General features: G+C 65.0%; 28 protein-coding genes and 1 tRNA gene. 7 read left to right on the top strand and 22 right to left on the bottom strand.

Annotated elements, in window-relative coordinates; genetic code table 11:
* Positions 1–27: 27 nt before the first annotated feature.
* The 14 genes from tatA to SMD14_RS10170 form a co-directional block, all read right to left on the bottom strand.
* A complete protein-coding gene (gene tatA, locus SMD14_RS10235) occupies positions 28–300 on the bottom strand; it encodes a Sec-independent protein translocase subunit TatA (RefSeq protein WP_045731378.1) in 273 nt (90 codons plus the stop codon).
* Between the two features lie 27 nt (positions 301–327).
* On the bottom strand, positions 328–681 hold the full coding sequence (locus SMD14_RS10230) for a hypothetical protein (RefSeq protein WP_157242308.1): 354 nt from the start codon (positions 679–681) through the stop codon (positions 328–330).
* A 10-nt stretch (positions 682–691) separates the two neighbouring features.
* On the bottom strand, positions 692–2,671 hold the full coding sequence (locus SMD14_RS10225) for a WYL domain-containing protein (RefSeq protein WP_321213562.1): 1,980 nt from the start codon (positions 2,669–2,671) through the stop codon (positions 692–694).
* A gap of 120 nt (positions 2,672–2,791) precedes the next feature.
* Entirely contained in the window at positions 2,792–3,187 is a 396-nt protein-coding gene (locus SMD14_RS10220) for an FKBP-type peptidyl-prolyl cis-trans isomerase (RefSeq protein WP_104997974.1), read from the bottom strand.
* A 98-nt stretch (positions 3,188–3,285) separates the two neighbouring features.
* Positions 3,286–4,212, bottom strand: coding sequence for an FKBP-type peptidyl-prolyl cis-trans isomerase (locus tag SMD14_RS10215; RefSeq protein ID WP_321213561.1), 927 nt, complete (start codon positions 4,210–4,212; stop codon positions 3,286–3,288).
* A 112-nt stretch (positions 4,213–4,324) separates the two neighbouring features.
* Positions 4,325–5,689 carry a Pup--protein ligase gene (pafA, locus tag SMD14_RS10210; RefSeq protein WP_321213560.1) on the bottom strand — a complete coding sequence of 455 codons (1,365 nt, stop codon included), beginning with the start codon at positions 5,687–5,689 and terminating at the stop codon, positions 4,325–4,327.
* Positions 5,690–5,702: 13 nt separating this feature from the next.
* On the bottom strand, positions 5,703–6,413 hold the full coding sequence (gene prcA, locus SMD14_RS10205) for a proteasome subunit alpha (protein WP_321213559.1): 711 nt from the start codon (positions 6,411–6,413) through the stop codon (positions 5,703–5,705).
* A gap of 1 nt (position 6,414) precedes the next feature.
* Entirely contained in the window at positions 6,415–7,233 is an 819-nt protein-coding gene (prcB, locus tag SMD14_RS10200) for a proteasome subunit beta (protein ID WP_321213558.1), read from the bottom strand.
* 80 nt (positions 7,234–7,313) lie between these two features.
* Positions 7,314–7,517, bottom strand: a complete 204-nt coding sequence (locus SMD14_RS10195; RefSeq protein ID WP_157242312.1) for a ubiquitin-like protein Pup — start codon at positions 7,515–7,517, stop codon at positions 7,314–7,316.
* Between the two features lie 85 nt (positions 7,518–7,602).
* Positions 7,603–9,273, bottom strand: a complete 1,671-nt coding sequence (gene dop, locus SMD14_RS10190) for a depupylase/deamidase Dop (protein WP_321213557.1) — start codon at positions 9,271–9,273, stop codon at positions 7,603–7,605.
* Positions 9,270–11,021, bottom strand: coding sequence for a proteasome ATPase (gene arc / locus SMD14_RS10185; protein ID WP_157242314.1), 1,752 nt, complete (start codon positions 11,019–11,021; stop codon positions 9,270–9,272). The genes dop and arc overlap by 4 nt, the downstream gene beginning before the upstream one ends.
* 82 nt (positions 11,022–11,103) lie before the next feature.
* Positions 11,104–12,171 (bottom strand): tRNA (adenine-N1)-methyltransferase, encoded by a 1,068-nt coding sequence (locus SMD14_RS10180; RefSeq protein WP_321213556.1) that lies wholly within the window; start codon positions 12,169–12,171, stop codon positions 11,104–11,106.
* 93 nt (positions 12,172–12,264) lie between these two features.
* Complete coding sequence (locus SMD14_RS10175; protein WP_321213555.1) at positions 12,265–13,431, bottom strand: site-2 protease family protein; 1,167 nt, start codon at positions 13,429–13,431, stop codon at positions 12,265–12,267.
* Positions 13,424–14,167, bottom strand: coding sequence for an HAD family phosphatase (locus SMD14_RS10170; protein ID WP_321213554.1), 744 nt, complete (start codon positions 14,165–14,167; stop codon positions 13,424–13,426). The genes SMD14_RS10175 and SMD14_RS10170 overlap by 8 nt, the downstream gene beginning before the upstream one ends.
* A gap of 151 nt (positions 14,168–14,318) precedes the next feature.
* On the opposite strand from SMD14_RS10170, the gene SMD14_RS10165 reads away from it, so the two are divergent.
* Entirely contained in the window at positions 14,319–15,218 is a 900-nt protein-coding gene (locus SMD14_RS10165) for a PAC2 family protein (RefSeq protein WP_321213553.1), read from the top strand.
* A gap of 9 nt (positions 15,219–15,227) precedes the next feature.
* Here the strand turns inward: SMD14_RS10165 and mshC are convergent, their stop codons facing one another.
* Positions 15,228–16,505: a cysteine--1-D-myo-inosityl 2-amino-2-deoxy-alpha-D-glucopyranoside ligase gene (gene mshC / locus SMD14_RS10160; protein WP_321213552.1), complete on the bottom strand. Its 1,278-nt coding sequence runs from the start codon at positions 16,503–16,505 to the stop codon at positions 15,228–15,230.
* Between the two features lie 15 nt (positions 16,506–16,520).
* Positions 16,521–17,354, bottom strand: coding sequence for an undecaprenyl-diphosphate phosphatase (locus SMD14_RS10155; protein WP_321213551.1), 834 nt, complete (start codon positions 17,352–17,354; stop codon positions 16,521–16,523).
* Positions 17,355–17,406: 52 nt separating this feature from the next.
* On the opposite strand from SMD14_RS10155, the gene SMD14_RS10150 reads away from it, so the two are divergent.
* Positions 17,407–18,342 (top strand): aldo/keto reductase, encoded by a 936-nt coding sequence (locus tag SMD14_RS10150; protein ID WP_321213550.1) that lies wholly within the window; start codon positions 17,407–17,409, stop codon positions 18,340–18,342.
* Between the two features lie 10 nt (positions 18,343–18,352).
* On the opposite strand, the gene SMD14_RS10145 is transcribed toward SMD14_RS10150, so the two are convergent.
* Complete coding sequence (locus SMD14_RS10145) at positions 18,353–18,619, bottom strand: hypothetical protein (RefSeq protein WP_157242319.1); 267 nt, start codon at positions 18,617–18,619, stop codon at positions 18,353–18,355.
* A 40-nt stretch (positions 18,620–18,659) separates the two neighbouring features.
* Here SMD14_RS10145 and SMD14_RS10140 point away from each other — a divergent pair, with 40 nt between their 5' ends.
* Positions 18,660–18,893, top strand: coding sequence for a DUF5703 family protein (locus tag SMD14_RS10140; RefSeq protein WP_157242320.1), 234 nt, complete (start codon positions 18,660–18,662; stop codon positions 18,891–18,893).
* Between the two features lies 1 nt (position 18,894).
* Here the strand turns inward: SMD14_RS10140 and SMD14_RS10135 are convergent, their stop codons facing one another.
* A complete protein-coding gene (locus SMD14_RS10135; protein ID WP_321213549.1) occupies positions 18,895–20,055 on the bottom strand; it encodes an acyl-CoA dehydrogenase family protein in 1,161 nt (386 codons plus the stop codon).
* Between the two features lie 11 nt (positions 20,056–20,066).
* On the bottom strand, positions 20,067–21,371 hold the full coding sequence (locus SMD14_RS10130; protein ID WP_321213548.1) for a M20/M25/M40 family metallo-hydrolase: 1,305 nt from the start codon (positions 21,369–21,371) through the stop codon (positions 20,067–20,069).
* Positions 21,372–21,539: 168 nt separating this feature from the next.
* On the opposite strand from SMD14_RS10130, the gene SMD14_RS10125 reads away from it, so the two are divergent.
* Both SMD14_RS10125 and SMD14_RS10120 read left to right on the top strand, forming a co-directional pair.
* Positions 21,540–21,622: transfer RNA gene (locus SMD14_RS10125), tRNA-Leu, on the top strand.
* Between the two features lie 101 nt (positions 21,623–21,723).
* On the top strand, positions 21,724–22,044 hold the full coding sequence (locus SMD14_RS10120) for a hypothetical protein (RefSeq protein ID WP_321213547.1): 321 nt from the start codon (positions 21,724–21,726) through the stop codon (positions 22,042–22,044).
* A 73-nt stretch (positions 22,045–22,117) separates the two neighbouring features.
* Here SMD14_RS10120 and SMD14_RS10115 read toward each other — a convergent pair whose 3' ends face one another.
* On the bottom strand, positions 22,118–22,642 hold the full coding sequence (locus SMD14_RS10115; RefSeq protein ID WP_321213546.1) for an HNH endonuclease family protein: 525 nt from the start codon (positions 22,640–22,642) through the stop codon (positions 22,118–22,120).
* Between the two features lie 322 nt (positions 22,643–22,964).
* Between SMD14_RS10115 and SMD14_RS10110 the strand changes: the two genes are divergently transcribed.
* Entirely contained in the window at positions 22,965–23,657 is a 693-nt protein-coding gene (locus tag SMD14_RS10110) for an SGNH/GDSL hydrolase family protein (RefSeq protein ID WP_321213545.1), read from the top strand.
* Positions 23,658–23,995: 338 nt separating this feature from the next.
* On the opposite strand, the gene SMD14_RS10105 is transcribed toward SMD14_RS10110, so the two are convergent.
* The gene (locus SMD14_RS10105) at positions 23,996–24,967 is read right to left on the bottom strand and encodes a glycosyltransferase family 9 protein (protein WP_321213544.1); all 972 of its coding nucleotides are present in this window, start codon (positions 24,965–24,967) and stop codon (positions 23,996–23,998) included.
* Positions 24,964–26,106: a glycosyltransferase family 9 protein gene (locus tag SMD14_RS10100; RefSeq protein WP_321213543.1), complete on the bottom strand. Its 1,143-nt coding sequence runs from the start codon at positions 26,104–26,106 to the stop codon at positions 24,964–24,966. Before SMD14_RS10100 ends, SMD14_RS10105 begins: the two co-directional genes overlap by 4 nt.
* 207 nt (positions 26,107–26,313) lie before the next feature.
* Between SMD14_RS10100 and SMD14_RS10095 the strand changes: the two genes are divergently transcribed.
* The gene (locus SMD14_RS10095) at positions 26,314–26,616 is read left to right on the top strand and encodes a DUF4193 domain-containing protein (RefSeq protein WP_066275770.1); all 303 of its coding nucleotides are present in this window, start codon (positions 26,314–26,316) and stop codon (positions 26,614–26,616) included.
* Positions 26,617–26,721 lie beyond the last annotated feature (105 nt).

The following is a 26,721-nucleotide window of genomic DNA, read 5'->3' as shown; positions in this document are numbered from 1 at the left end:
ACGGGCCCGCGACAGTGCCACTGGGGGTCAGGCGCGGTTCGACGGCGGAACGTCAGTGCCGTCTGTCGGCTCACCGGGCTTCGCCTTCGGGTGGTTGACGATGGTGCCTTCCACCGGACCTGAGGCGTCAGTGGATTCGGTCTTGCCGTCGTTCTTCATTTCCTTGACTTCGGACTTGATGATCCGCATGGACTGGCCAAGGCTGCGCGCCATGGCCGGAAGTTTAGGCGCGGCAAAAAGGAGCAATGCAACAACGATGATAATTACGATGGGCCAGGGGCCATCAAAGAGTCTTCCCACGGGAAATCCTTTCGTTTCAATACAATTTTACTTCGAGGTGAAGTCCAGATCGCCGAGTGCCTGCGGCTGGCCCCGGTCGATCTTGCGCTGCACCCGCCGAAGACGGCGTTCTTCCTGTCGGGACGACTTGGATGCCTCGTAATCATGTCTCATGACAGTCGGCGAGGCAAAAACCGCGGATCCCGGGTGGGGCGTCGCCGGCGCTGTGGAGGCCGGGGATGTTTCCATGGGGCCCAGCTGCCCCAGTTTTTCACCGGCCGCCCCCAGGTCCTTGACGGTTGCCATGAACTGGCGGAACAACCGGATGCCCAGCAGGACATAGAAGAGCAGCGAGAGCGCAACGAGCGCCACCCATATCAGGATCCAGGACCACCAAGGCATGCTGAGAAGTCTAGTCGCCATACATGGCCAGCGATGCCGCCAGCCAGGTGCGGGCAGCTTCCGCCAGCTCCTCGGGGGCAAGAATACGGGCAGCACCCCCGTGCTGGGCCACGAACATCGGCAACCATGCGGTGTTGCTGAAGCGGATGTCCGCCACCAGGCCGCCGTCGGGCAGTTCCGCCGTGCGTTCCGCGTAGTAGTCATCTGCCAGTCCCCTCCCCTGCCGGGTGAGCTGGACGGTGACGGTGGTGTCGTCGTCGTTGGCGGTGAAAAGCTTTGCAGGCGCCCCTTCGGCCGGCGTGATGTCGGCGGAAACGGGAGCACCGTTCGGGTGCAGCTCCTGGACCCGGTCCAGGCGGAAATTCCGCAGCCCGCGGACCAGGTGGCAGTAGGCCTCGAAGTACCAGGTGTTGTCCAGGGAGTAGAGCCGGAGGGGGTCCACATCGCGTTCGGACACGGCGTCCCGCTGGGGCGACAGGTACGCCAGGCGCAGCTGTGAGCGTGACTCGATCGCCTGCCGCACGGCGGCGTGAGTGGCGGCATCCGCGGGTGCGACTTCGGGCCCGGCAAGGGAGGCCGCCCTGAGCCCTTCTTCGCCGGCTGCTGCCAGGAGTTTTAGCGTCACCGATTCCAGGGCGCCGCCCTCGGCTACTTCCGGCAGCCCGTTCAGCGTCTCCAGCCCGGTCAGGAGGGCGCAGGCCTCCTCCACGGTGAAACGGACCGGTTTCGTCAGGTCCAGGTCCTGGGTGATGTACACGTGGTCGTCGTCCCACTGGATGTCCAAAAGATCATCGGGATATCCCTCGGGCAGCCCGGAACAGATCAGAATCTGCAGGTCGTCCTCCAGCTCCTTCCTGCTGACGCCGAACTGATCGGCGACGTCCTGGATGTGCAGGCCCTGGTTGTGCACCAGGAAGGGCACCAGTTGGAGCATCCGCTTGAGCTGGTCCTCGGAAGTGCGTTTGCGGACACTCCGGGCACGGGCCTCGCCGAAGCGGTATGAGGGCACAGGAGCCGCGCTGAAGTCCGCAGCGGCACGCAGCCTGCGGCGGACGGCTTTGACGAGCTCGGAGGGGGACACCGCGCGCGCATCCGGCCCGTATGAGGCCAGTTCCTCGGCCAGGCTCTCGGGGTCCCTGAATTGCAGGGCCAACCGCTCATAGCCGGCGGCCGGCCGCCCGGCCGCGTTGCCTGCGTCAGAGCTCCGCCGGCGCAGGGCCAGCAGGCGTCCTTCCCTGACGTCCACGATGGCAGTGCGCAGCGGAAGCTCCGGGAGGCGGGCCAGTTCCTGCCGTACATTGAAGTCCGCGGGCGGCGTAAAGAGCTCTTTGTCCAGGGTTGTCACCGCACTGGTAATGCGGGAGAGCCGGAAGTGCCGGGTGGCATTCCGCACCCGGTCGTGGCCCATCAGGTACCACTGGCCAAAGCGGCTGCCCAGGCCCCATGGTTCCACTGCCCGCAGTTCCTCCTTGCCGGTGGTGCCCGCGAGGTACGTGAAGGTGACGGGGTGCCGGGAGTGCATTGCGGCGACCAGGTCATCGAAGGCCTGTCCGGCGGGTTTGATCCGTGGCTGGACGCCGGCGGGCAGGCCGACGTCGGCCATCCGGCCGGAAGCCTTGAGCTTCCGGAGCGCGCTTTTGGCGGACGTGCCCAGGGCGGCGCGTTCCCACAACTGCGAGGCCAGGAGGAGTACGGTCCATTCCTCCGGCCCCAGCTGGACATCAGGAAGGCGGTTCGATTCCTTGCCGATCCGGTAGCGGGTGGTGGCAGGGTCGTCCTCGCTCCACCCCGTGTCCGTCAGTGTTTCCACATCGAAGCCGAACTGGCGGAGGTCGTTTTTGTCCCGTTCGAACATCCGCCCGAAGGCAACGTCGTTTCCTGACTGGTCGTGGTAGACCTTCTCCCGCAGCTCACTGCGGCGCAGGCCATACCGGGTGTTCAGGAGCGCGATGAGCAGGTTGAGGAGACGTTCAGTACGGGATACGGACACCCTGGCTACGTTACTAAAGTCCGCGCCGGAACGCAGAAAGCGCGGCAGGCCCGGGTGTTCAAAGTCCTGGGCCTGCCGCGCTCCTGGCGGTGATGGATACCGTTGAGGGGCTGATCTCCGTCAGCGCACGCCTACGAGGTCCACTACGAAGATCAGGGCTTCGTTCGGAGCGATGGCTCCGCCGGCGCCCCGTGAGCCGTACGCCAGCTCGGAGGGGATCTCCAGGCGGCGGCGGCCGCCCACCTTCATGCCGAGCAGGCCCTGGTCCCAGCCCTGGATGACCTGGCCGACGCCCACGCGGAAGTCAAGCGGTGCGCCGCGGCCCCAGGATGCGTCGAACTCTTCGCCTGTTGACCAGGCAACGCCCACGTAGTGGGTGGATACGGTGTCGCCCGCTTTGGCTTCCCGCCCGTCGCCCTCAATGAGGTCGGTGATCACCAGTTCCGTGGGAACATCGCCCTCGGGGAAGTCGATCTCGGGCTTCTGGCGGTCGAAATCACGCTGGCCAAATGACATGGTTACTCCTTTAGGTCTGTGCTGCTCGTGTTCTGCTGCGCACGTGTGGTGCTGCTGATCGATGCCGCGGTGGGGCAGCGGCCCGACTGTAAGTGTTGCTACTTCGCCCCGAGGATGTCCACTGCGAAGACGAGGTCCCCCTTGGCCTCGCCCTGTCCGGCGTCGCCGTAGGCAAGGTCCTTGGGGATGACCAGGAGGACGCGGGAACCAACCGTCTTGCCGGCAAGGCCCTGGGTCCAGCCCTTGATGACGCCGGTGAGCGGGAAGCTTGCGGGTTCGCCGCGGTCGAAACTCGAATCGAACTTGGTGCCGCCAACGAGGGTCACGCCAACGTAGTTGACGGTGAGGGTGTCGGATTCCTTGACTGTGGGGCCCTTGCCCTTGATGAGGTCCTGCGACACCAGGGCCGTGGGGGCGGCTACGCCTTCGACGTTGATTTCGGGGATGCCGTCTTTTTCGGTGACTGTGGGCAATCCTGCCGGCGGGGTCACGGTCTCGCCCTCGGGCTTTTCCAGGACCGGCGCTACATCCTCAGCGGACAGCACCTTGATGACCAGCAGCTGGGTGGGCTGGGCTTCGGCTCCGGCTGACGCGGCCTGGCCGGGCACAGCCAGTGCCAGGCTGGAGCCTACTTTCGACCCGACGAACGCGTTGTAGATGACCTCGCTGCCGGTCTTCAGCTCCTCGTTCAGCTCAAGCGGTTCCGGTTCACCCGGGAATGTGTCCTCGAGCGTCGTGCCGTCGGTACCGTTTAGGGCCAGGATGGAAATGTTGGCGACCTGGTTGGCTTTAACCGTTTCGCCGCTGCCCTCGGTGACCACCTTGATGGTGGGTTCTGCCACTTCCAACGGCTTGGTGAATTCAACACCGGGGGCTTTCTTGTCCCCGTTGTCGGTCAGTTTGAGGGAGTCGAACTTGGCAGTCTCACCGGCGGATACGCTGGTGGGTTCCGGCTCTGCGGTTGAACCGCCGCAGGCGGTCAGCAACAGCAGGCCGGGAAGAAGGATTGCTAGTAGTCGGCGCACGTATAAAACTTTCGTCGGGGCAGGATGGATGCGATGTTCCGCATGGCAACGGCCGGCATCGCGTGGGCCCCTGATAAAGGGCCCTATCCAGAATAGCCCCTGAAGCTGGGTGTCAGCCCATAGAGTCAAGGAGCGCATCCACACGCTCGTCGACGCTGCGGAAGGGATCCTTGCACAGGATGGTCTGGTGCGCCCGGTCATTCAGCTTAAGGTGTACCCAGTCAACCGTGTAGTCCCTGCCCAGCTCCTGGGCGCGGCGCACGAAGTCCCCGCGCAGCTTTGCCCGGGTTGTCTGCGGCGGAACGTCAACGGCGTCCTTGATGACCGTATCTTCCACGATGCGGCGGACTGCCCCGCGTGACTGAAGCAGGTAGTAGAGGCCGCGGCTGCGCGAGATGTCATGGTACGTGAGATCCAGCTGGGCAATCCGCGGGGCGTCCAGGCCCAGCCCGTGGCGTTCACGGTAGTTGTCCATGAGCTTCTTCTTGATGGCCCAGTCGATTTCGGTGTCGATGCTGCGGAAGTCGCCGCTTTCGACGGCCTTGAGCGTGCGCTCCCAAAGGTCCAGGATCAAGGGGACGTGGGGGTTGTGGGCGCCATGCTCTTTCACGAACGCCGTGACCTTCGTCAGGTACTCCTGCTGGATTTCCAGTGCCGTCAGCTGGCGTCCGTTCGCCAGCCGGACCAGTGCGCGGCCGCTGAGGTCGTGGGAGATCTCACGGATGCTGCGGATCGGGTTTTCCATCCGCATGTCCCGCATGATCACCCCGGCCTCGATCATGCGCAGCACGAGGTCCACGGTGCCGATCTTCATCAGGGCCGTGGCTTCAGACATGTTTGAGTCGCCCACGATGACATGGAGGCGCCGGTAGAATTCCGCATCCGCATGCGGCTCGTCGCGGGTGTTGATGATGGGGCGGGACCTGGTGGTGGCGGAGGATACGCCCTCCCAAATATGGTCGGCCCGCTGCGAAAAGGCGTACGTTGCCCCGTGCGGTGTCTTGAGGATCTTGCCGGCACCGGCGATCAGCTGGCGGGTGACCAGGAACGGGATCAGGATTTCTGCCAGCCGCGAGAATTCGCCGCGGCGGGGAATGAGGTAGTTTTCGTGGCTGCCGTAGGAGTTTCCGGCGGAGTCAGTGTTGTTCTTGAACAGGTAGACCGTTCCGTTGAACCCTTCGGCCGCAAGGCGGGCCTGTGCCTCGTCCACGAGGTCATCAAGGATCAGCTCCCCGGCCCTGTCATGGGCAATGAGCTGCGCCAAGTCATCGCATTCGGCGGTGGCATATTCCGGGTGGGACCCCACGTCAAGGTAGAGCCGGGAGCCATTGGTCAGGAAGACGTTGGAGGAGCGCCCCCAGCTGACAACTTTCCGGAAAAGGTACCGGGCCACCTCCTCGGGAGCGAGAGGCCTCGAGTCGGGGCTCGAATATGAGATGCCGAATTCGGTTTCGATGCCGAAAATTCTCTTGTCCATCTGTCCTGTCCTCCTAGGCCAGCATTGCAGTGATATCTGCGTCAGTAAGCCGGCGGAAGGCACGCCTTGATCCGCGGCTGCTTTCTGACTGCCGGTCCAGGACTGCCACCTCCAGCGCTCCAGCCGGCAGTGCCTTCGCCGGTTCCTCTCCCTCCGCGGGCGGAACCAGTCCCGCCATTGCCAGCCGCACAGCCTCTGCGAAGCTCAGCGAGCTGCGCCAGCCCTGGCCAATCACGGCTGAGACCTTGTCTGCCTGGCCGCCCATCACAACAAAGGAGTGCTCATCGGCAATGGAGCCGTCAAACGTCAGCCGGTAGAGGTGGTCCTCCGCCTGCGAGGGGCCAACCTCGGCCACTGCAAGCTCCACCTCGAAGGGCTTCTGTTCAGCGGTGAACACCGCACCAAGGCTCTGCGCGTAGACACTGGCCAGTCCCCTGGCCGTCACGTCCTCCCGGTCATAGGAGTACCCGCGCACATCGGCGTAGCGGACCCCGGCCTGGCGGAGGCTTTCGAACTCGTTGTACTTGCCGACGGCGGCGAACGCGATTTTGTCGTAGATCTCACCGATTTTGTGAAGCGACGGCGAGGGGTTTTCGGCAACGAGTGCAATGCCGTCCTCGCAGCTGACGACGACGACGGACCTGCCGCGGGCGATGCCCTTCCGTGCAAAGTCGGCACGGTCCTTCATGAGCTGCTCGGGTGATACATAGAACTGCTGTGTCATCTCAGGCCTCCCGTCCAGCGATGGTGCGGGCTTCGATGACATTCCTCGCGGCAGCTGCCAGTTCGCTGTCCGGAACCCGCCGCGCACCCGAGCTATCCACCGTGTAGATGACAGGCCAGAGTTGCCTCACGGTGTCAGGACCGCCGGTGGCTGAGTCGTCGTCGGCGGCATCGTACAGGGCTTCGACCGCGACGGCGGTAGCTTCCGCTGCCGTAAGGTTTGGCCGCCAGAGCTTCTTCAAAGCACCGCGTGCGAAGACAGCGCCGGATCCCACCGTATGATGCTCGTGTTCCTCGTACCGGCCCCCGGTGACATCGTAGGAGAACAGCCTGCCGACACCGGCGCTGGTGTCGAACCCGGCGAAGAGTGGCACCACTGCCAGTCCCTGCAGCGCCAGGGGCAGGTTTCCCCTGATCATGGCGCCAAGCCGGTTGGCCTTGCCTTCCAGGCTGAGGAGCGTGCCCTCGATCTTCTCGTAGTGCTCGAGTTCCACCTGGAACAACCTGGTGAGGTCAATCGCAATGCCGGCAGTCCCCGCGATCCCCAGGACGGAGTAGCGGTCGGCCGGAAAGACTTTTTCGATGTGCCGGCTCGCTATGACGTTGCCCATGGTGGCCCGCCGGTCTCCCGCCATCAGCACGCCGCCGTCGTAGCTCATCGCAACGATCGTGGTGGCGTGCGGAACCTGCAACGGGGCGGCGGCCGCGCCCGCCTGGAGGGACCGGTTGTAGGGCAGAAGCTCCGGCCGGTCCCGCTGCAGGTGTTCGGTGAACGATGACGTGGCGTTGGCGGCTACCTGGTTGGCGGTTGATTCCTGCACTCATGCACTCCTTGAACGTGGTACTTCAACGTCGGTACAGATTCGGCCGTCCGCGGCTTCCGCCAGCCTCCGGGTCCGGGTTACTGACCGCCCTTTTGGACGAATGCCCGTACGAATTCTTCGGCGTTGGATTCGAGGACGCCGTCGATCTCGTCGAGGAGGTCGTCCACGCCTTCCGTTGATGCCGATGCCTGCGCCTCAGGCGGCGTGGGCGGCGACTCGGGAATGTCCTCTTCGACCTGGCTGTCGCGTGACTGCGGCTGCTGTTGCTCCTGGCCTGCCATTGCTACCCCTCCTTATTTCTGTCTTCGGATCCGGCGGATCCTCCGATATGCCCATCCTGCCACGGTGTGGGCCAACCGGGGCGGTTTACGCCGCAGGCGGAGCGTTATGTCCCAGAAGCTCCGCGAGGAACGGGCCTGCGTCCCGGTAGCGATCAAACAACGCTCCGGTCAGGGCTTTGGTTCCCCGAAGCGGTTCCCTGGTGGGCACGCGCTGCAGCCTGCCGTATCCCGGAACATCGAAGATGACGGAGTCCCAACTGGCACCTACGACGTCCTTGCCGAAGCTGCTGATGCACTTGCCCCGAAAGTATGCGCGGGTATCGGCCGGTGGTTCAGTGACGGCGGAGACGATGGCGTCATCTTCAAGGATTCTTTGCATCCTGTCCCTGGCGAGGAACCGGTAATAGAGTCCCTTTTCGGGCCTGATATCAGCCCACTGAAGGTCGACGAGGCCGAGCCTGGCGTCGTTCCACTCAAGACCGTCGCGTTCACGGTAGCCGTCGAGCAGCGACAGTTTGGCAAGCCACTCCACCGAGGAAGCTGCGGCGGCCCGGTCATTGTCGAGCTGGGTCAGGACGGTGGCCCAACGCTCCAGGACGTCATGCGTGTGGCCGTCCCCGTCCACGGCGTCGCCAACCCCCGTATCCTGCGCCAGCTTGGCCGCGGCCTCGTGGTATATCCACTGGAGGTCAAGGGCGGTGACCCGCCTGCCGTCCAGCAGCCGCAGTTTTGCGGTGAGCGAAGTATCGTGGCTTACCGCCTGGAGTGCAGAAACCGGCTCGTACACCTCGATCTTGGGCGCCAGCCCTGCCTCAATGAGGCTGAGGACCATCGACGTGGTTCCGAACTTCAGGTAATTGGAAACCTGGCTGAGGTTTGCGTCGCCGATGATGACATGCAGGCGCCGGTACTTGTCCGCTGTTGCGTGCGGCTCGTCCCGGGTATTGATAATGGGCCGGCGGATAGTGGTCTCCAGTCCCACTTCCGCTTCGAAGAAGTCGGCCCGCTGGCTGATCTGGAAACCCGGGGTGGAGGCGTCCTGGCCGATGCCCACCCGGCCGGATCCGCACAGGACCTGGCGGCTGACGAAAAAGGGCGTCAGGCCCCGCACGATGTCGCCGAAGGGAACGGAACGCGGCATGAGGTAGTTCTCGTGCGAGCCGTAGGACACCGATTTATTGTCCGTGTTGTTCTTGTACAGGTTGACCGGCGGAAGGTCCGGATCTGCGGCCAGCCGGCGAACGGTGGCCAGCGCAACAAGGTCTCCGGCGGCGTCCCACTTCACGGCGTCCCGCGGGTTGGTCACCTCCGGGCTGGAGTACTCGGGATGGGCATGGTCGACGTACAGCCGCGCGCCATTGCCGAGGACCATGTTCATCAGCAGTGTTCCGGACTCGTCCTGCCCGTCGAGCTCCAGCTCCTCCCGCCCGTACGCCAGTGCCACCGTTTCCGCATCCAGCACCGGCGGCTGGTCGGTGAGCTGGCTCGGATGGGCTGAGCGTCGGTCCACTGTCCAGCCGCGGGCGTCATGCAGCGGCTCCTCATCCGTATAGTCCCAGCGGGTTTCCGCTCCGCCGGCGGCGCGCTGCCGGGTTACCTGCGCATAGGCCTGGACCACCCTGGCACTCATCATGGTGGCATTGGCAGTAGGGGCGGAGGGGGCATGGATGCCATACTCCGTTTCCGCCCCCATCACCCGCATGGCCCCGCCGGCCGGCAGAGTCCCCCCGGCCGCGGGTTCCCGTGCAGCGGTCATAGATACTGCCCTGTGGTCGGCATGGTTTCGATCGACTTGCCTGGCTCCTGGCCCGCCTTGCCCTGGACGATGGTCCGGATGTACGTGATCCGTTCGCCCTTCTTGCCCGAGATCCGTGCCCAGTCATCCGGATTGGTGGTGTTGGGCATGTCCTCGTGCTCGCGGAATTCGTCCACGACGGCGCGCAGCAGGTGCTCGATCCTCAGACCCTTCTGCTGCGTGATGAGAAGGTCCTTGATGGCATACTTCTTGGCCCGGTCCACAACGTTTTGCACCACGGCACCGGAGTTGAAGTCCTTGAAGTAGAGCATTTCCGTGTCGCCGTTGGCGTAGGTGACCTCAAGGAACTCGTTGGACTTGTCGGTGGAGTACATAGCTTCGACAGTGCGCTGGACCATCGCATCCACCGTCGCCTGGACATCGCCGTCGTGCTCAGCGAGGTCGGATTCGTGGAACGGCAGGTCCGGAGTGATGTACTTGTTGAAAATGTCCGCAGCAGCCTCCGCATCCGGACGGTTGATTTTGACCTTAACGTCAAGCCGGCCCGGACGGAGGATTGCCGGATCGATCATGTCCTCACGGTTTGACGCGCCAATGACGATCACGTTGTCCAGCCGCTCCACGCCGTCAATCTCGCTGAGCAGCTGCGGCACGATGGTTGTTTCGACGTCGGACGAAATCCCTGTGCCGCGCGTGCGGAAGAGGGAATCCATCTCATCGAAAAACACCACGACCGGGCTGCCATCGGAGGCCTTTTCGCGTGCCCTGGAGAAGATCAGCCGGATGTGGCGCTCGGTCTCACCGACGTACTTGTCCAGGAGTTCCGGCCCCTTGATGTTCAGGAAATAGCTTTTCAGGTCCACATTGCCCGAACGCTCGGCGGCGCGGGCGGCAAGGGAATTGGCCACGGCCTTGGCGATGAGGGTCTTGCCGCAGCCGGGAGGGCCGTACAGCAGGATGCCCTTGGGAGCTTTGAGGCCGTGTTCCCGGTAGAGGTCAGGGTGGAGGAACGGCAGTTCGACGGCGTCACGGATCTGCTCGATTTGGGGCCCAAGGCCGCCAATGTCCTCGTAGGTGATGTCAGGGACTTCCTCCAGCACGAGGTTCTCCACCTCGGAGCGGGGCACCTTTTCGAGGGCGTATCCGGTCCTGGAGTCAACCGACAGGGCATCGCCCACCCGCAGCTTTTCGGCAAGGAGCGCTCCGGAAAGCCGCACAACCCGTTCTTCATCGGCACGCCCCACCACGAGGGCGCGATCGGCACCGAGCATTTCCTTCAGGGTGGCGAGTTCACCGGCCCGCTCGTATCCCAGCCCGGCGACCACAAGGAGGGCCTCGTTGAGCAGGACCTCCTGCCCAACGGCCAGCTGGTTGATGTTCACCAGGGGGCTGATGCCCACTCGCATCTTCCGTCCCGCGTTGAAGATGTCCACCGATTCCTCGGTTGCAGCCTGTCCGCTGTTGCCGGGTGAGGGCTGGCGCTTGGGGTTCAACTGCAGGATGGTACCGAAGCTGTAGGGCGGCTGCCCCTCCTGGTCCAGCGCGTTTTTCAGCCGAAGGATCTCGGCCTTCGCGGTCTCAAGCATGCTGACCAGCTTGGTGTTGTTTTGCGTCGCCGCAGCCAGCTGGCGGTCAATATGCCTCAGCTTGTCCCGGAGGATGTTGACCTGGCGGTCGGCAACCGAGAGGTCATTGGCGGCAGACTGCTCTGCCGGTGTACGTCCGGAGTCCTGGTTTGGCGTCTCCATGATGTATCAGCCCCTTCCTGCGCTTCTATTAAGACATTAGCCCCAACACGGCAGGTAGGGATGGCGACTCCCGAAATGTGGACTACTTCGTGACCTCTGGCTCGTCCTTGACGTTCGTTCCGGCGATGGCGTCCCGCGCTGCGCGCCGGAGCTTCTTGTCGGAGACCCGCCGTTCCCCGACCGCGCCGGGGGTCCAGGCGTTGACGTCCTCTTCATTGAAGTCGGTTTTGGAGGGGCGGCGCTTCACGGAGATGCCGGTAACGCCGTCGGCCAGGCGCCGGGTGACCAGCAGGAACCCGGTATGCGCCACCATCCGGTGGTCCGGCCGGACGGCCAGTCCTTCGAGGTGCCAGCCCCGGACCAGGGATTCCCAGGCGTCCGGTTCAGTAAAACGGCCGTCCGCACGAATGGCTTCGGCAGTGCGGGAAAGCTGGGTCACCGTGGCCACGTAGTTGATCCAGACACCGCCGGGTGCCAGGACGGTTGCCACGGCGTCCAGGCATTCCCACGGAGCCAGCATGTCCAGGACCACGCGGTCCACGGAGCCCGGCGCTTCGCTGCGGACCACCTCGTCCTGGAAGTCGCCCAGGGAGATTTGCCAGGCCGGGTGCGGCCCGCCGAAAATCGTCTCGACGTTGCCGCGGGCAATGTCGGCGAACTCCTCGCGGCGCTCGAAAGAGTGGAGGTAGCCCTGGTCGCCTACAGCCCGGAGCAGGGAAATCGACAGGGCCCCGGAGCCCACGCCCGCTTCCACAACGCGCGCACCGGGGAAGATATCCGCCATCGTCACGATCTGCCCGGCGTCCTTGGGGTACACCACTGCGGCCCCGCGCGGCATGGACAGGACGAAGTCGGAGAGCAGGGGGCGCAGGGTCTGGTACTGCTGGCCGACGTTGTTGACAACCACCGACCCGTCCGCCTTGCCGATGATGTCATCGTGGTTCAGGAAGCCGCGGTGCGTGTGGAATGCTCCGCCACTCTCAAGGGTGATGGTATTCATGCGCCCGCGCTCGTCGGTCAACTGGACGCGCTCACCTTCGCGGAAAGGACCACGCCGGCGGGCAGCGCCGACGGGCTGCGAGACGCCGGCAGCATCACCGGCTTGACCGGAAGCTGCTGTGGCCTCGTTGACGGCAGTTTCGCTGCTCATGAATTTCCTCGCTCCTGTAAAACATGGCGCCTGGACGTCCCATTGCAGACAATCCGGCTTCTGCGGCGGCGATGCACCGGCCGGCAGGTAACTCTACCGGTTTTGGCCCTGCCGGCGTGTATCGGGCCGCCGGGGTTTTCCAGTAACGGCGGCCAGGACCGCGTCCTGGGAAAGAAGCCCGGTGACCTTGCCGTTGTGGTCCACCACGGCGTAGTGCCGCCCTTCAAGCTGGGAGAGGAACTGGAGCAGTTCCTGTCCTTTCGACCATTCGGGAACGTAAGCCCCCGGTGCGAGGGCGAAGGAAACAGCCGTGATGGGGGTGGAAGCCGCAGCGTGCGCAGGGACAGAGGACAGGGCGGCGGCATCCACCACCCCCTCCGGCCGGCCGTCCGGCCCGCAAACCACCAGTGACAGGGCACCGGCACCCTCGTGCCGGAGGGCTTCCTCCACCGTTGCCGTGGCAGGCAGCCCGGTAGCCGGCGTCGACAGCCCTGCGGCGCTGACAAGGTGGAGCCGTCCCCGGAGGGTTCCCTGCTGGATGGACGCCGAGGCACCCACCCAGAGGAAGCTGGCCACCAGGACCGTGATCATCAGCAGGCTGAAGTCGGGCGACTTTCCGGCCAGCAGGGGCCGCGCAACGAACCAATAGCAGATGGCGACGACGATGATGCGGCCGCCCCACCCGGCGGCCACAGTGCCTTTTGCCTGGCTACCGGTTGCCTTCCATACGGCGGATTCGACCAGCCGTCCACCGTCAAGGGGAAGTCCCGGGAGCACGTTGAAGACGCCAATCAGGAAGTTCGCCCACATGAAAATGTTGATCAGGATTTCGGCAACGCTGCCCAGGGCCACTGTGCCGAGCACCAGCCAGGCGCCCGCGGCCAGGACGAAATTCGCGGCGGGCCCGGCCAGGGCCACCAGGACTGACCGTCCCGGCGTCGCGGTAAAGCTCTCGAACTGGGTATGCCCGCCCCAGAGGTTCAGCACGATCTTCTGGGTCGGCCAGCCGTAGATTCTCGCTGTCAGCGCGTGGGCGAGCTCGTGGACCAATACCGAGATGAGGAGCAGGACGGCGTAGGCGAACGCCACAATGTATGCGCTGGCGCCAAGGGCGGGGTTCTCCTGGCCCAGGACAGGGCCATACACGATCACGGTGAAGGCGGCGATGACGAACCACGAATAGGCGAGCACCACTGGAACTCCGGCAATCCTGCCCAGCGGGATGCCCTCGCGCCGGACCGGCGCACTGGATTCAGCCACCGGAGATCTCCGGCGAGCGGGCAGGCGCAGATGAGGACCCCAAGAGCTCAGGGCCGGCCAGGACCAGGGATTCAAGGTCCGTCACGGAGCGGCCGGACAGTGAGTCCCAGAGCGTGTACCGATCATCCTCGGGAAGCGGGACGATGTGCGGAATAGCCACGGTTGCCACGCCGGACGCCACGGCCGCCGCCACACCCGGGGCTGAGTCCTCCAGCGCGACGCAGTGATGGATGGCCAGCTCCGGATCCGAGTCCTGCAGCCATTCGACGGCGGTCAGGTACGCCTCGGGGTGCGGCTTGCCCTGCGCCACTGTGTCCCCGGTGACCAGGACTTCAAAGTACGGCCGTGGAAGGCTGGCAACCACCTGGCGGGCCAGCGGCCCCTCGGACATGGTGACCAGGGCGCAGCGGACCCCTGCGAGGTGAAGCTCCTCGAGGAGTTCGCGCGCACCGGGCCGCCATGGCACCTGGCGTTGCACGCTGCTCACGACGGCCCCGGTCAGGGTGTCAATGATTTCGCGTATTTCAAGGTCCACGCCGGCCTCCTGCAGGATGCCGGCGGAAAAGGTCAGCGACTGCCCGACCAACTGCATGGCCTGTTCATGGGACCAGGTGCCGCCGTGGGCTTCCACCAGTGCGTGTTCGGCAGCAATCCAGTACGGCTCCGTGTCAACAATCGTGCCGTCCATGTCCCACAGGACGGCTTTGAGCGGGGAACTGTCAGCTGGCAATCGCATGTCCTCAGTCTACGGGGACAGCCCGGACGCAGGCTGACGGCTACGCCTTCGGCGAATATCGGGCTCGTTCGCGCCACCGACCCTGCTTTCGGCGGATTTTGCGGCGCTTCATTCAATGCACAGCTGCGGTCCTTGGACGTAGGGTGAAGAAATGAATAGCTTCGAGGGAGACACCGCCGAACCAGGTGCCGGACCCGAGCGGTTCCTGCAGCCGGTCGCTGACGGACAGCGCATAACAGTGATGCTTGCCGCCTTTGAAGGCTGGAACGACGCCGGAGAAGCGGCAAGCGATTCGTTGCGCTACCTGAACAAACTGTGGGGCGGCAAGAAGGTGGCGTCCATCGACGCGGACGAGTATTACGACTTCCAGTTCACGCGGCCCACCGTGCGCCGGAATGCTGCCGGTGAACGCAAGATAAAGTGGCCCTCCACGAGGATCTACAAGGCCAGCGCACCGGATTCGAACGTGGACGTCATTTTTGTCCAGGGAACTGAACCGTCCTACAAGTGGCGCGCCTACACGGCCGAACTCCTGGTGCACGCTGAAGCGCTGAACGTTGACTATGTCGTCCTGGTCGGGGCGCTGCTGGCGGATGTTCCGCACAGCAGGCCCATTCCGGTCAGCACTTCTTCTGACGACGCCCCCCTGCGGGAGCGCATGAACCTGGAGGCTTCGCAGTATGAAGGCCCGGTGGGAATCGTCGGCGTGCTCTCGGAGGTCGCCCTGCTGGCAGGAATTCCCACCGTCTCGCTTTGGGCCGCGGTCCCCCACTACGTTGCCCAGGCGCCGTCACCGAAGGCCCAGCTGGCGCTCCTGAACCGCATCGAGGAACTGCTCCAGGTGCCGTTGGACACGCATGAGCTGGCAGAGGAGGCAGACGCCTGGGAACGGGGTGTGGACGAACTCGCCACGGAAGATCCCGAAATCGCCGCCTATGTCCGGCAGCTTGAGGAGGCAAAGGACACGGCGGACCTGCCCGAGGCCACCGGCGAGTCGATTGCCCGCGAGTTTGAGCGCTATCTCAAGCGGCGGGGCCAGGACCGGCCCTGAACGGGCAGCCTAGAGAACCACACCAAGCAAGGCGTCCACCGCGTCCTTGACCATTGCCTGGTCTACGGGACTTGCCGGGCCGGCGTCGTTGTTTGCCTGCTCCGCCCAGCGGGACACGGCCGCGACGGCAGCCGGGGCATTCAAGTCCGCAGCCAGAGCCTCCCGCATCTCGGCAACAAGCGGGACGGCAGACCCCTTGGGAGCGCGGCCCAGCGCCCGGCGCCACGCGGCCAGGGTGGCCTTGGCTTCCAGGAACCCTTCATCCGTCCAGGACCAGTCGGAGCGGTAGTGGTGGGCAAGGATGCCAAGGCGGATGGCGGCAGGGTCCTCCCCCGCTGCCCGAAGTTTCGACACCAGGACCAGGTTTCCTTTGGATTTGCTCATCTTCTCGCCGTCCAGGCCCACCATGCCTGCATGGGCGTAGTGCCTGGCAAGTGGAACACCGGCAAGTGAATACGCGTGGCCGGCACCCATCTCGTGGTGCGGGAAGATCAGGTCCGAGCCGCCGCCCTGAACGGTGAAGGGCGAGGGCAGGTACTTTTGCGCGATCACGGTGCACTCAATGTGCCAGCCGGGCCGGCCCGCACCCAGGCTGCCGCCGGGCCACCTTGGCTCGCCTTCCCGTGCCACCCGCCACAGCAGCGGATCAAGTGCCTGCCGCTTTCCTGCCCGCCCGGGATCGCCGCCGCGTTCCGCGAACAGCTCAAGCATCTCGCTTTCCGCCAACCCGGAGATGCATCCCAGGGTCCACGCGTCCGGTGCCACGGAGTGCTTTCCGGCTGCTTCGACGTCGTAATAAACGTCCCCGTCAGGCTCGCCGTTGGTGCCCTGCACTTTGTAGGCCAGCCCGAGGCTGACCAGCCGTTCCACCTCCGGAACTATCAGGCCGATGGATTCCACTGCACCCACGTAGTGGTCCGGAGCGAGCACGTTGAGGGCTTCCATGTCCGTCTGGAAAAGCTCAATCTGGCTGGCGGCGAGCTCCTGCCAGTCAACGCCGGTGGCCGTGGCGCGTTCCAGGAGCGGATCGTCCACGTCCGTGACGTTCTGCACGTAGTCAACCTCGTGGCCGGCGTCCCGCCAGGCCCTGTTCAGGAGGTCAAAGGCCACGTAGCTGGCGGCGTGGCCCATGTGGGTGGCGTCGTACGGCGTGATGCCGCAGACGTACATCGAGGGGCGTCCCTCATTCTCCAGGGCAACTTCACGGCCTGCCGCCGTGTCGAACAGCCGGAGGGCGGGCATGCTTCCGGGCACGTCGGGAACGGGGCGGGATTTCCAGGATTTCACACGCCAAGCCTAGTGCTAGGCGCTGATGACATTGAAACCGAGCAGGAGGTACAGGGCCAGGCCCAGGAAGATCCGGTACCAGACGAACAGCCGGTAGCTGCGGGTGGAAACGAACTTCAGGAACCAGCCGATGATGATGTAGCCCACCACCAGGGCGATGACGGTGGCAAGCGCGGTTTCCGGCAGGCCGTAGGGGCCGGTGATTCCTTCCTTGGACACCGTCTTGTACAGCTGGAAGAGGCCGCTGCCAAAAACCGCCGGAATGGCCAGCAGGAAGGAGTACCGTGCGGCCGCTTCCCGGGTGTACCCCATTAGGAGGCCGGCGGTGATGGTGCCGCCGGACCGGGACACGCCGGGGATCAGCGCCATGGCCTGGGCGAAGCCGTAGAGGATGCCGTGCTTGTACGTCAGCCGGGTCAGGTCGCGTTCCTGCCTGCCTACTGCGTCGGCGACCGCCAGGATCAAACCGAAGACAATCAGCATGGTGGCGACGATCCACATGCTGCGGAGCACCGATTCGATCTGGTCCTGGAACAGCAGTCCCAGGATAACGATGGGGAGGCTGCCCAGGATGACAAGCCAGCCCATCCGGGCATCCGGGTCCTGCCGGGAGACTTTTCCGGTAAGCGAACCGGCCCATGCCTTGACGATCCGGACGATGTCCCGCCAGAAATAGATGAGCACCGCCGTCTCGGTGCCCAGCTGGGTGATGGCGGTGAAAGCAGCGCCGGGATCCTCGGCATTGGGCAGGAACTGCCCCACAATCCGCAGATGCGCGCTCGATGAAATCGGAAGGAATTCGGTCAGTCCCTGCACTAGGCCCAGCAGGGCCGCCTCAAACCAGTTCACGCTAAGACCCTACGTCATGGGCAGCGCCGGTTCTGCCCGTAAGCTTGCTGCTATGCAGCAGCGTTACGTCGGCAACAGTGGATTGCGGGTTTCCGCCCTTTCCCTCGGCACCATGTCCTGGGCCGGCGAAACGGACGAACAGGACGCCTCTGAGTTGCTGCGCACCTTCCTTAATGCCGGCGGCCGGCACGTCGATACCGCCGCCTCCTACGCGGACGGGCGCTCGGAGGCGATGATCGGCTCCATGCTGGGCGACGTCGTGGCCCGGACGGAGATTTCCATCTCCACCAAAGCGGGAATGACGACGCCGGATGGCCGGCTCGGCGTGGACACGTCGCGTAATGCGATGCTCACCGGACTGGAAGCGAGCCTCGCCAGGCTGGGCACCGACTATGTGGACATCTGGTTCGCGCAGGCCTGGGACCGTAATGTGCCGTTGGACGAGACGCTGTCAGCTTTGGAATTTGCTGTCCGTACCGGCCGTGCGCGGTATGTGGGGGTCTCCAACTTCAACGGCTGGCAGGCGGCGAAGGCCGCAGCCATCGCCGGCTTCCCCCTTGTCGCCGCGCAGGCGGAGTATTCGTTCCTGCAGCGCAGGCCGGAAGCCGAACTGATCCCTGCCGTCGAGGACGCCGGCATGGGCCTGATGGCGTGGGCGCCGCTTGGCCGCGGCGTGCTCACGGGCAAGTACCGCGGCAGCATCCCCTCCGGATCAAGGGCTGCCTCCGCAACCGAAGCCGGGTACGTTGAGCCGTACCTGGAGGAGCAGCCGTCCCGGACGGTGGAAGCTGTTTGCATGGCAGCCAAAGGCCTGGGCCGGACTCCGCAGGACGTTGCCCTCAGTTGGCTTCTGTCGCAGCACGGCGTAGCAACCGCCATTGTGGGCCCGCGGACGCCGGCCCAGCTGAAGGAACTGGTGGATGCCCAGCTCTCGCCGCTGCCGCCGGAAATTGCCCGGGCCCTGGAGGATGTGTCAGCCCCGCACTAGGTCCGCGGTCCTACTCCTGGACGATTTCCAGGTCCTCGTCGTCGTCCACGTCGCTTTCCTCGTCCTCTTCGTCCTCGTCATCAAAGACCTGGAGCGGCGTGACCTCGTTGTAGGCCTCATAGAGTGCGTCTTCGTAAACTTCGAAGGCGTCTGCAACTGCAAAGAATGCCGCCTCCACGGAGGGATCACCGTCTCCGCGGCGGTTGGATGCTGCTATAAGGTGTTCTTCCAAAGCGGTGGTCAAGGACTGAAGCGCGACACGCGGATCGATGCTCATGACTTCACGTTAGCCGGAAAAGGACGAGAATGGAGGGCAAATGAAGGAACAATTTCTCACCAGTTCGGTCCAGCGGGAACGGGACTATTTGAGGCAGTACGAGTACCTCGTACTGACGGTCAGCCCTGTCGATTCCCTGCATGAGGCACGGCGCCGCCTGGTGGAACACTCCGAGTACGGCAAGTGGGAGCTGGAGCGCAGCAAGCTGTACGTGGGCGGAGGACGGCGCTTTTGGCTGCGCCGCCGGGTGCTGCAGGTTCAAAGGACCGTTTAGGTCAATCCTCCAGCGGACCCAGCCAGGCGTTGGCCACGGTGTTGTGGGCAGATTCGTCATCGGACGGATGGAACATGCCGGCAAGGACGTCCCGGTAGAGCCGCTCCAGTTCCGATCCCCGGAAATAGCTGGATCCCCCGCTGACGCGGATGGCCAGGTCCACTACGCGCCGCGCCGTTTCCGTCGCGTTCACTTTCAACCCCACCAGCTTGGGGAACCACTGCTGGCCATGGTCCACCAGGGAATCCACGTCGGCTGCGACGGCCCGCAGCTGCGGGTAGAGGTTATCCATGGCCATTGCCGCCTCGGCAACCTTCCAGCGGATGTCGGGGTCCTGCGCGTAGCTGCGTCCGCCGTTCTTGAAGGAGGTGCGGCGCTTGACGTTCTCCACGCCCAGGGCCAGGGCCCGCTCCCCCAGCCCGGTGTAGACGGCGGCGAGCAGCGTCTCGAAACAGGCAAAGATCGCGAAAACCAGGGGATCGCGGCTGGGGCCGACGGGGATCCTGCGGAAGATGCGCTCCGGCGGAACGCCGGCGCCGTCCAGGACGGTGGTGCAGGACTGGCTGGCCCGCATCCCAAGCGCGTCCCAGTCGTCGAGGATGCGGTAGCCGGGTGTTTGGCGCGTGATGAAGCCGTGGACCAGCTCCCCCTCGCCGTCCCGGCCGGAAGGGTCCTTCCCGAAGATTCCCAGCCTCGTCCACGCCGGTGAGAGGCTGGTGAAGATCTTGGTTCCCGTGAAAGAGTAGCCGCCGTCCGGCAGCGGCGCGGCCGTGGTCCGGGAGTCGAACAGGACCGAGTCGTTGCCGGCTTCCGAGTTGCCGAACGCGAAGATCTCGCCGTTGGCCGCTTCCTTGAGCACAAAGTCCAGGGATCCGTCGCCGCGGGCGCCGAGGACATGCGCGACGCCGGTCCACACCAGGTGCATGTTGACGGCCAGCGCGGTGGCCGGGGCGGCCGTTGCCAGCCTCCGCTGGCACTGCGCCGCCGCCTCAAGGCCAAGCCCTGCCCCGCCGTCGGACCCTGGAACGAACAGCTTCAGGTAGCCGGCCGCCGCGAGGTCCTTAAGGTCCTCATGGAAGAAGGCGTTGTCCCTGTCATACCCGGCGGCGCGGCCGCGGATCTGCTCCAGCAGCTCCTCCGGCAGGATCTCTTCCGGCGTCATGGCAGCCTGGCTCAGTAGTTGGTGAGGAGGGTGTTGAGCACCTTGGCGCCGAACTTGAGGGAGTCGGCAGGTACGCGCTCGTCCACGCCGTGGAACATGCCGGTGAAGTCCAAGTCATCCGGCAGCATCAGGGGCGCAAAGCCGTAGCCTGTGATGCCGAGCCGGCTCAGCGACTTGTTGTCCGTGCCGCCGGAGAGAGTGTAGGGCAGCACCTTGGCGCCCGGGTCTTCGGAGTGCAGGGCATCGATCATGGAATCCACCAGGTTCCCGGCGAAAGGGACCTCAAGGGAAACGTCCTTGTGCACGTAACTGACGTCAACGCCGGCGCCCGCGAGGTCGCGAACGATCTCCAGGACGTGGTCCTGCTGGCCCGGAAGTGTTCGGCAGTCGATCAGGGCCTCGGCGGATTCGGGGATGACGTTGTGCTTGTAGCCGCCCTTGAGCAGGGTGGGGTTTGTGGTGTTCTGCAAGGTGGCGCCCACAAAGCGGGCCACCGTGCCCAGCTGGCTCAGCAGGATGTCCGGATTGTCGGCATCGAACTCAACGCCGGTGAGTTCGGTCACACCGTCCAGGAACTGCCGGGTAGTGGGGGTGAGCTCGATGGGCCACTTGTACTCGCCGATGCGCGTTACGGCTGCGGCAAGCCGCGTTACGGCATTGTCGGTGCTGATCTGTGAGCCGTGGCCCGCCCTGCCGTGGGCCACGAGGCGGAGCCAGGAGATGCCCTTCTCCGCTGTCTGCAGCAGGTACGTGCGCTGCCCGCCGATGGTGGCCGAGAAGCCGCCCACCTCGGAGATGGCTTCCGTGGCGCCCTCGAACAGTTCCGGGCGCTTGTCCACGGCGTAGCGGGCTCCGTAGGCGCCGCCCGCTTCCTCATCCGCGAAGAAGGCGAAAATGATGTCGCGTTTCGGCTTTGTGCCGGACCTGGCAAAGCTGCGCAGGACGGAGAGGATCATGGCGTCCATGTCCTTCATGTCGACGGCGCCGCGGCCCCAGATCAGCCCGTCCTTCAGTTCGGCTCCGAACGGGTCTACGGACCACTGGTCCCGCAGCGCAGGCACGACGTCCAGGTGGCCGTGCACCACCAAGGCGCTGGCGGAGGGATCCTCACCGGCCATGCGCGTCACCACATTGGCGCGGCCCGGTGCGGACTCGAAGATTTCCGCCGCAAGGCCCACTTCCTCAATCAGCCCCGCGGCGTATTCAGCCGCAGCCCGCTCGCCCGGCCCCGAACCGTCACCGTAGTTTGACGTGTCTATCCGGATGAGTTCTTGGCAGATCCGGACAACTTCATCCTCGGGCAGGACGTCAGGCATGGAAAGCTCCTCACTGGATTGGCGGGTTGGAACGGTGCTGAATCGTTGCCCTCAGCCTACCCACTGGGGCCGATTCCATGTTTCCCGAAAGTTCGTGTTAGAGTTTTTCTCGCTGCTTCGGAGAAACGCGAAACGCTGAAAGGCGGAAACGTTCACCGAATACCACCTGCGCGGGTGGCGGAATGGCAGACGCGCTAGCTTGAGGTGCTAGTCCTCGAAAGGGGGTGGGGGTTCAAGTCCCCCTCCGCGCACACAGGGAAAACCCCGGATTCCATCCCAGGAATCCGGGGTTTTCTGTGTCTCCAGCCATGCCTTCACCACGAACCGCTTTTTGTCGTTCATGATTGGCGGCATGGGGAAGGGATTTTCCGGCCGGGCCACGTTCTTAGCCGCGCTCATCGGAGTGTCGGGAGTCGCTGGCGGGGTCTGGTTACTCTGGGCCAACTTTTGCCTGTGGACCTGCACCATATTCCAGAGCACCGCCTTCGACTGGGGCCTGGCCCTGACGGTGCTCGCCTTGTTGCTGCTGGTGGCTTCCCAGATTTTCGCGGTGGGTGCGATCCGCAGACGCGACGGGAAGCCGTGGGCGGTCGCGGCCCTCTGCCTGGCCGGCGCACCTGTGGCATGTGGGCTGGTGGGGGCTCCGCTGGCCTACTTCGCCCTTGGATTCTGATGGCCTATGCCGGTTGCCTTCAAGGAAGCGGCTCTGACGCTTTCTTCTGTCCGTCCCACCGCTTGGGCAGGACTCAGTGGCGGCAGCCGGCCAGGATCCCGGCGAGGGCGTCGTGCTCGGCCTGGGTGACCCACAGCTGGTACATGGCCTTTACGGCGGTTTGACGCACTACATACTCACAGCGGAAGGCCTTGTTTGGCGGCAGCCACGAGGCAGCATCCTTGTCTCCCTTCGCACCGTTGGTGCCGCCGTCCGACGCCATCAGGTTCAGGGGGTCGTTGGCGAACTGCTTCCGCTGTTCCGTTCCAAGCTGCCGGGCCCCCTTCTGCCAGGCGTCGCTTAGCGGAACGAGGTGGTCAATCTGGACGGCGGAGCTGGTCCCGTCGCCACGGACGAAGTTTATGGTGGTTCCGGTGTACTTATCGGCCAGAACGCCTGAGGCCACCACGCAGTCGTGCGTTCCGGGCTTGAACGTCTCAGCTTCAAGGTCGCGGGCGAGGATGTCGTTGCGGGTGTCGCAGCCGTTTCGGTCGACGTCGGCCCACGCCGGACCGAACTCTTCCCGGGTGTATCCCGTCCTCGGTGCGCGGCCCTTCACCGGAATCGTTTCCAGCTGCGAGAGCGCAGCAGCGGCCGCATCCCCCTCGTAAGCCGGATCGGCTCCAGGACCTCCGGGAGGTTCAACAGCGGCTTCCGGACTTCCTGCCAGGACTTCGGCAATTTCGCTTCCTGCCCGTGCTGCCGCTTCACAGCCGGCGAGCGCGCCTGCCAGCAGGAGGCCGGTCAGGACGGCAGATGTGGTGGCGGCGGACCTGTTGATGGTTGTTTCCTTCGAATAATTGGGGTTCCCTCCACGCTACCCGGACTGTCATCCGGCCCAGGGCAGGCTTGGGCATTGTGCCGGTCACACCGCCGTGCCCATGGCAGGGCAGGTGGGAACGGTGCAGTATGAGCTCATGGAGGAACGTCCGACGGCGGTCGCCGGCAATGGCCACATCGTCCTGCTGGGCGATTCCATCTTTGACAACGGCGCCTATGTCGGTGGCGGGCCTGCCGTCATCGCCCAGCTGAGGCAGGAACTTCAGGGATGGCAGTGCACGCTCCTGGCGGTCGACGGCGACGTGCTCCCCGGCGTTTCCCGGCAACTGGCTGCACTGCCGTCCGACGCAACCCATCTGGTGGTAAGTGCGGGCGGCAACGACGCCCTGGGCTATGCGCCACTGCTGCAGGAGCGTGCGCCCTCCGTCGGTGATGCGCTCGCGTTGCTTGGTAAAGCCCGGGAAAGATTTGCAGCGGACTATGAGGAAATGGTGGATCAGGTCGAAGCGGCCGGCCTGCCGTATGCGGTATGCACTATTTATGACACTCCCCCGTCAGCGCCCGGCAGGAATGTCATCGAGGCAGCACTGTGCCTCTTCAACGATGCCATCGCCAGGGCCGCCTTTTCCCGCGGTGCTGCCCTTATCGACCTTCGGCTCATCTGCAGCGAGGACGCGGACTACGCAAACGTGATCGAACCGTCATCACAAGGCGGACGGAAGATCGCCCGGGCCATCGCATCCTTCACGGCGGCAGCGAATCGGGAGGCAGCCTCAATCGTGATCGTGCGCTGAGAGCGGCGGCCGGCCTGCCCCGCGCCTGGGTGTCCGCTGTCAGTGCACCCGCAGCCTGCGGGGCCGGTGGCGCCTGGTCCGTTCCTCCGGCCGGGAGTCGTGCACAGCCGGGCGGTACCTGACCCACCGTTTCCCTGACCGCCTGGCTCTCCGCTCCTGACGCCGGGCCTTCCGTTCCGGGCAGTCTATCCGGGACAGGATCGCGAACGTTCCCGTCATCCAGAGGAACGCCACTGCAAGAACCAACGCAATCTCAATGTCAGCGCCCATAACCCATCTTAGGACTTTGCCGCCCCGTGGAGGAGCCCCAGACGGACCGGTTCACGTGCCCGCCAGCGCTACAGCAGACCCAGCCCGCCGACCGCGGCGAGGACATCCGGCACAGTGACTCCCAGCAGTGCAGGGTCGGGCTGGTCGGCAAAAGTGTCCCCCCGCCGCAGCTCCGCACGGGTCAGGACAACGTGCGGTCCTGGCGGGGGCCCCCAGATCTCGGGCGGGGCAGGTCCAAAAAGCACCACCGACGGCGTGCCATAAGCCGACGCGAGATGTGCAGCGCCTGTGTCAGCTGAGATCACCAGGCGCGCGGCAGCGATGGTTGCAGCGAACTCCCCCAGTCCAAGCCGCCCGGCCAGCACCGCTCCATCCGGGAGGCCCGCACGCCGGCAGACGTCAACCGCCCTGTCCCGTTCCCCGCTGCCCCCGGTGAAGACAACGTTGTGTCCTGCCGCATCCAGCGCTGCCGCAACAGCAGCGAAGCGATCAGCGGGCCAGAGCCGGCTGCCGTAGGCGGCGCCGACATGAAGGACCGTCGCATCGGGAACCGGGCTGGGTACATGCGGTGTGTTCAAGCCCACGTCCAAGGGGTCGGCGTCGATCCCGTGCCATTCCAGGAGCCTTACCCACCGTTCCCGCTCATGCAGTTCTGCACGCCAGGGCGGCCCGTCCCTGTGCCCGCTGCGGTGGCCGATGGTCTGCCGCGCCTTGAGGGCTTCGATGCGCCCTTGGCTTTCCGGGCCGCTGCCGTGCAGGTTCACTGCCACGTCAACGACGCCCGCTTCCAGGGCCAGCGGCTCGTCCAGGCCGTGGGTGGGCAGCAGCTCGTAGCCGCCGACCAGCCCCAGGGCCTCCGAGAGCCAGCCCTGGGCCGCGTACCGCAGCCGGTGTCCGGGGAACGTGCGGCGAAGGGCCTTCAGGGCAGGCACCGCAACCAGCAGGTCCCCGAGCTTCAAGGCCCGCAGGACAAGAAGCTCAGGCTTCCTGTCCACGCGGTTGCCCGGGCCCGTCTCCGTCAAAACGTCCGTGCCGCTCATGCGTCCACTTTCGTCAACTCGGTGGCTGCGAGGCTGCGTACATCCTCGTGCACCTCCCGCACCGCAACACCGGCCACCGCCGAGTCATCGTGCGGGCACCGCGGCGCCGTCCAGCCAACCTGGGTGATGTCTATACCGCAAGTGGGGCAGGCGGTCACCCAGGAGGCGTGGATGCGGTGGAGGCTCCTGCCCAGCGCTCCGGCATTTATGACGTTGCCCGCCCAGAAGATCCCCACCGTCGGAACCCCAAGCGCCTGGGCAAGGTGCCGCGGTCCGCTGTCATTCCCCACCACTACGGCGGCGCGGACCAACAGTGCCACGAGCCCGCCCATGTCAAGGTCCCCGGCGAATGAATGGACGTGGGCGGCGGCTGCCTGCTCCACAACCTGTTCGGCAAGGGCGCGTTCGCTCTCATCCCCGATGACCGCAACACGGAAGCCATCCGCGGCGCATGCTGCCGCAAGTTCAGCGAACCGGCCGGCGGGCCAGCGCCGTCGGGGATCAGTGGCGCCGGGATGCAGCACCACCCAAGGGCCGGCGCCGTCGTCGCGCATTACGGCGGCGGAAGCGCCGCTGTCCGCCGGCGCCAGACGGGCCTCCAGGTCAACGGGGAAAGCGCCGGCCATGCCGGCCACCTCCAGCGCCCTGAGTGGTTCGTGCTGGTAGTAGACATACGGAACCGTCCGCTCGAGACTGGCAGCGTCGGATGTCCGCGTGCCTACCGTGTGCCGGGCTCCCAGCCGAAGCAGGAACGGATTTGAGTACCGGCCACCGCCATGGAGCTGGACGGCCAGGTCGTACCGGCGTCCGCGCATGTCATCAAAGAACGCGTCCAGCTCCGCCGGGTCCTCCTCTCCCGGGCGGACGCCTTCAGCGTGTGGCAGCATGCACACCTCATCCACCGGGCTCTTGGTTGCGGCAAACAGCGCTTGGTGCACGGGAGTTCCCAGCAAGGTAAGGGTTGCGGCGGGGTAGGCTGCCTTGAGCGCGGCCATGGCGGGTATGGCGAAGATCACGTCGCCGAGCCCTCCGCCCCGCAACACTGCGATCCTTGACACGGACTCGAATTTCTCCAGGACAGGACCAACACCGGTACCCACCCGCGCCGAACCACCGAATTCCGCAGTGAGCTGCTCCACGTGCACCCCTTACCAGTAGTGCGGACTGCACCGTTTGCGGCGCCATCCGCTGCCATGCAGCCCTATTTCGCCGCTAACACCGCAGGCTGCCTCCTTTGAACCATTACCCAGGGGACGGTCAATATACTCCGGCTATTGGGGAATACCCGCATGATGCTGTACGTTTCATACGCGACAGGCGAACCAAAGAAAAGAGAAGCACCTAAAGTGGCAACCGATTACGATGAACTGCGCTCCGACGTCAAGGAATCGCAGGACAACTCTCTCGAGCAGCTCCAGTCAGCAAATGCTCCCGACGCACGCAGCGTTGTGCTGGAACTGGATGAGGCTGACGGGCTTGACGGCGCCGGCGTGCCCGGAGGCGAGTTCGTGGCCGAAGAGCTCGTGGTACAGGTCATCCCGCAGGCTGAAGACGAATTCACCTGCTACTCCTGCTTCCTGGTCCGTCACCGGTCCCAGATTGCGCGCCAGAAGGATGGCCACAGCTACTGCACTGAGTGCGAAGGCTAGTTAATACAGCCGACGTGGGGCTGCGGGAACGTCCGCAGTCCCGTCGATCCTGAGGCACGCCCGGTAGTCGGCGTGCCTTTCGGTTTTAAGCCTGCACCCAGCCAG

This window comes from Pseudarthrobacter oxydans (assembly GCF_034258515.1).
Lineage (GTDB): Bacteria > Actinomycetota > Actinomycetes > Actinomycetales > Micrococcaceae > Arthrobacter.
This window is presented reverse-complemented; position numbering and strand designations above follow the sequence as displayed.

Excerpts from the sequence above, each read along its gene's own strand:
- SMD14_RS10110 (WP_321213545.1), top strand. The coding sequence starts at position 22,965 with ATGGCAGGGCAGGTGGGAACGGTGCAGTATGAGCTCATGGAGGAACGT.
- SMD14_RS10180 (WP_321213556.1), bottom strand. The coding sequence starts at position 12,171 with ATGAGCAGCGAAACTGCCGTCAACGAGGCCACAGCAGCTTCCGGTCAA.
- prcA (WP_321213559.1), bottom strand. The coding sequence starts at position 6,413 with ATGACACAGCAGTTCTATGTATCACCCGAGCAGCTCATGAAGGACCGT.
- pafA (WP_321213560.1), bottom strand. The coding sequence starts at position 5,689 with ATGGACAAGAGAATTTTCGGCATCGAAACCGAATTCGGCATCTCATAT.
- SMD14_RS10135 (WP_321213549.1), bottom strand. The coding sequence starts at position 20,055 with ATGACGCCGGAAGAGATCCTGCCGGAGGAGCTGCTGGAGCAGATCCGC.
- SMD14_RS10230 (WP_157242308.1), bottom strand. The coding sequence starts at position 681 with ATGCCTTGGTGGTCCTGGATCCTGATATGGGTGGCGCTCGTTGCGCTC.
- SMD14_RS10140 (WP_157242320.1), top strand. The coding sequence starts at position 18,660 with ATGAAGGAACAATTTCTCACCAGTTCGGTCCAGCGGGAACGGGACTAT.
- SMD14_RS10150 (WP_321213550.1), top strand. The coding sequence starts at position 17,407 with ATGCAGCAGCGTTACGTCGGCAACAGTGGATTGCGGGTTTCCGCCCTT.
- SMD14_RS10170 (WP_321213554.1), bottom strand. The coding sequence starts at position 14,167 with ATGCGATTGCCAGCTGACAGTTCCCCGCTCAAAGCCGTCCTGTGGGAC.
- arc (WP_157242314.1), bottom strand. The coding sequence starts at position 11,021 with ATGGAGACGCCAAACCAGGACTCCGGACGTACACCGGCAGAGCAGTCT.
- SMD14_RS10195 (WP_157242312.1), bottom strand. The coding sequence starts at position 7,517 with ATGGCAGGCCAGGAGCAACAGCAGCCGCAGTCACGCGACAGCCAGGTC.
- SMD14_RS10220 (WP_104997974.1), bottom strand. The coding sequence starts at position 3,187 with ATGTCATTTGGCCAGCGTGATTTCGACCGCCAGAAGCCCGAGATCGAC.
- SMD14_RS10165 (WP_321213553.1), top strand. The coding sequence starts at position 14,319 with ATGAATAGCTTCGAGGGAGACACCGCCGAACCAGGTGCCGGACCCGAG.
- dop (WP_321213557.1), bottom strand. The coding sequence starts at position 9,273 with ATGACCGCTGCACGGGAACCCGCGGCCGGGGGGACTCTGCCGGCCGGC.
- SMD14_RS10145 (WP_157242319.1), bottom strand. The coding sequence starts at position 18,619 with ATGAGCATCGATCCGCGTGTCGCGCTTCAGTCCTTGACCACCGCTTTG.
- SMD14_RS10120 (WP_321213547.1), top strand. The coding sequence starts at position 21,724 with ATGGGGAAGGGATTTTCCGGCCGGGCCACGTTCTTAGCCGCGCTCATC.
- SMD14_RS10130 (WP_321213548.1), bottom strand. The coding sequence starts at position 21,371 with ATGCCTGACGTCCTGCCCGAGGATGAAGTTGTCCGGATCTGCCAAGAA.
- SMD14_RS10105 (WP_321213544.1), bottom strand. The coding sequence starts at position 24,967 with ATGAGCGGCACGGACGTTTTGACGGAGACGGGCCCGGGCAACCGCGTG.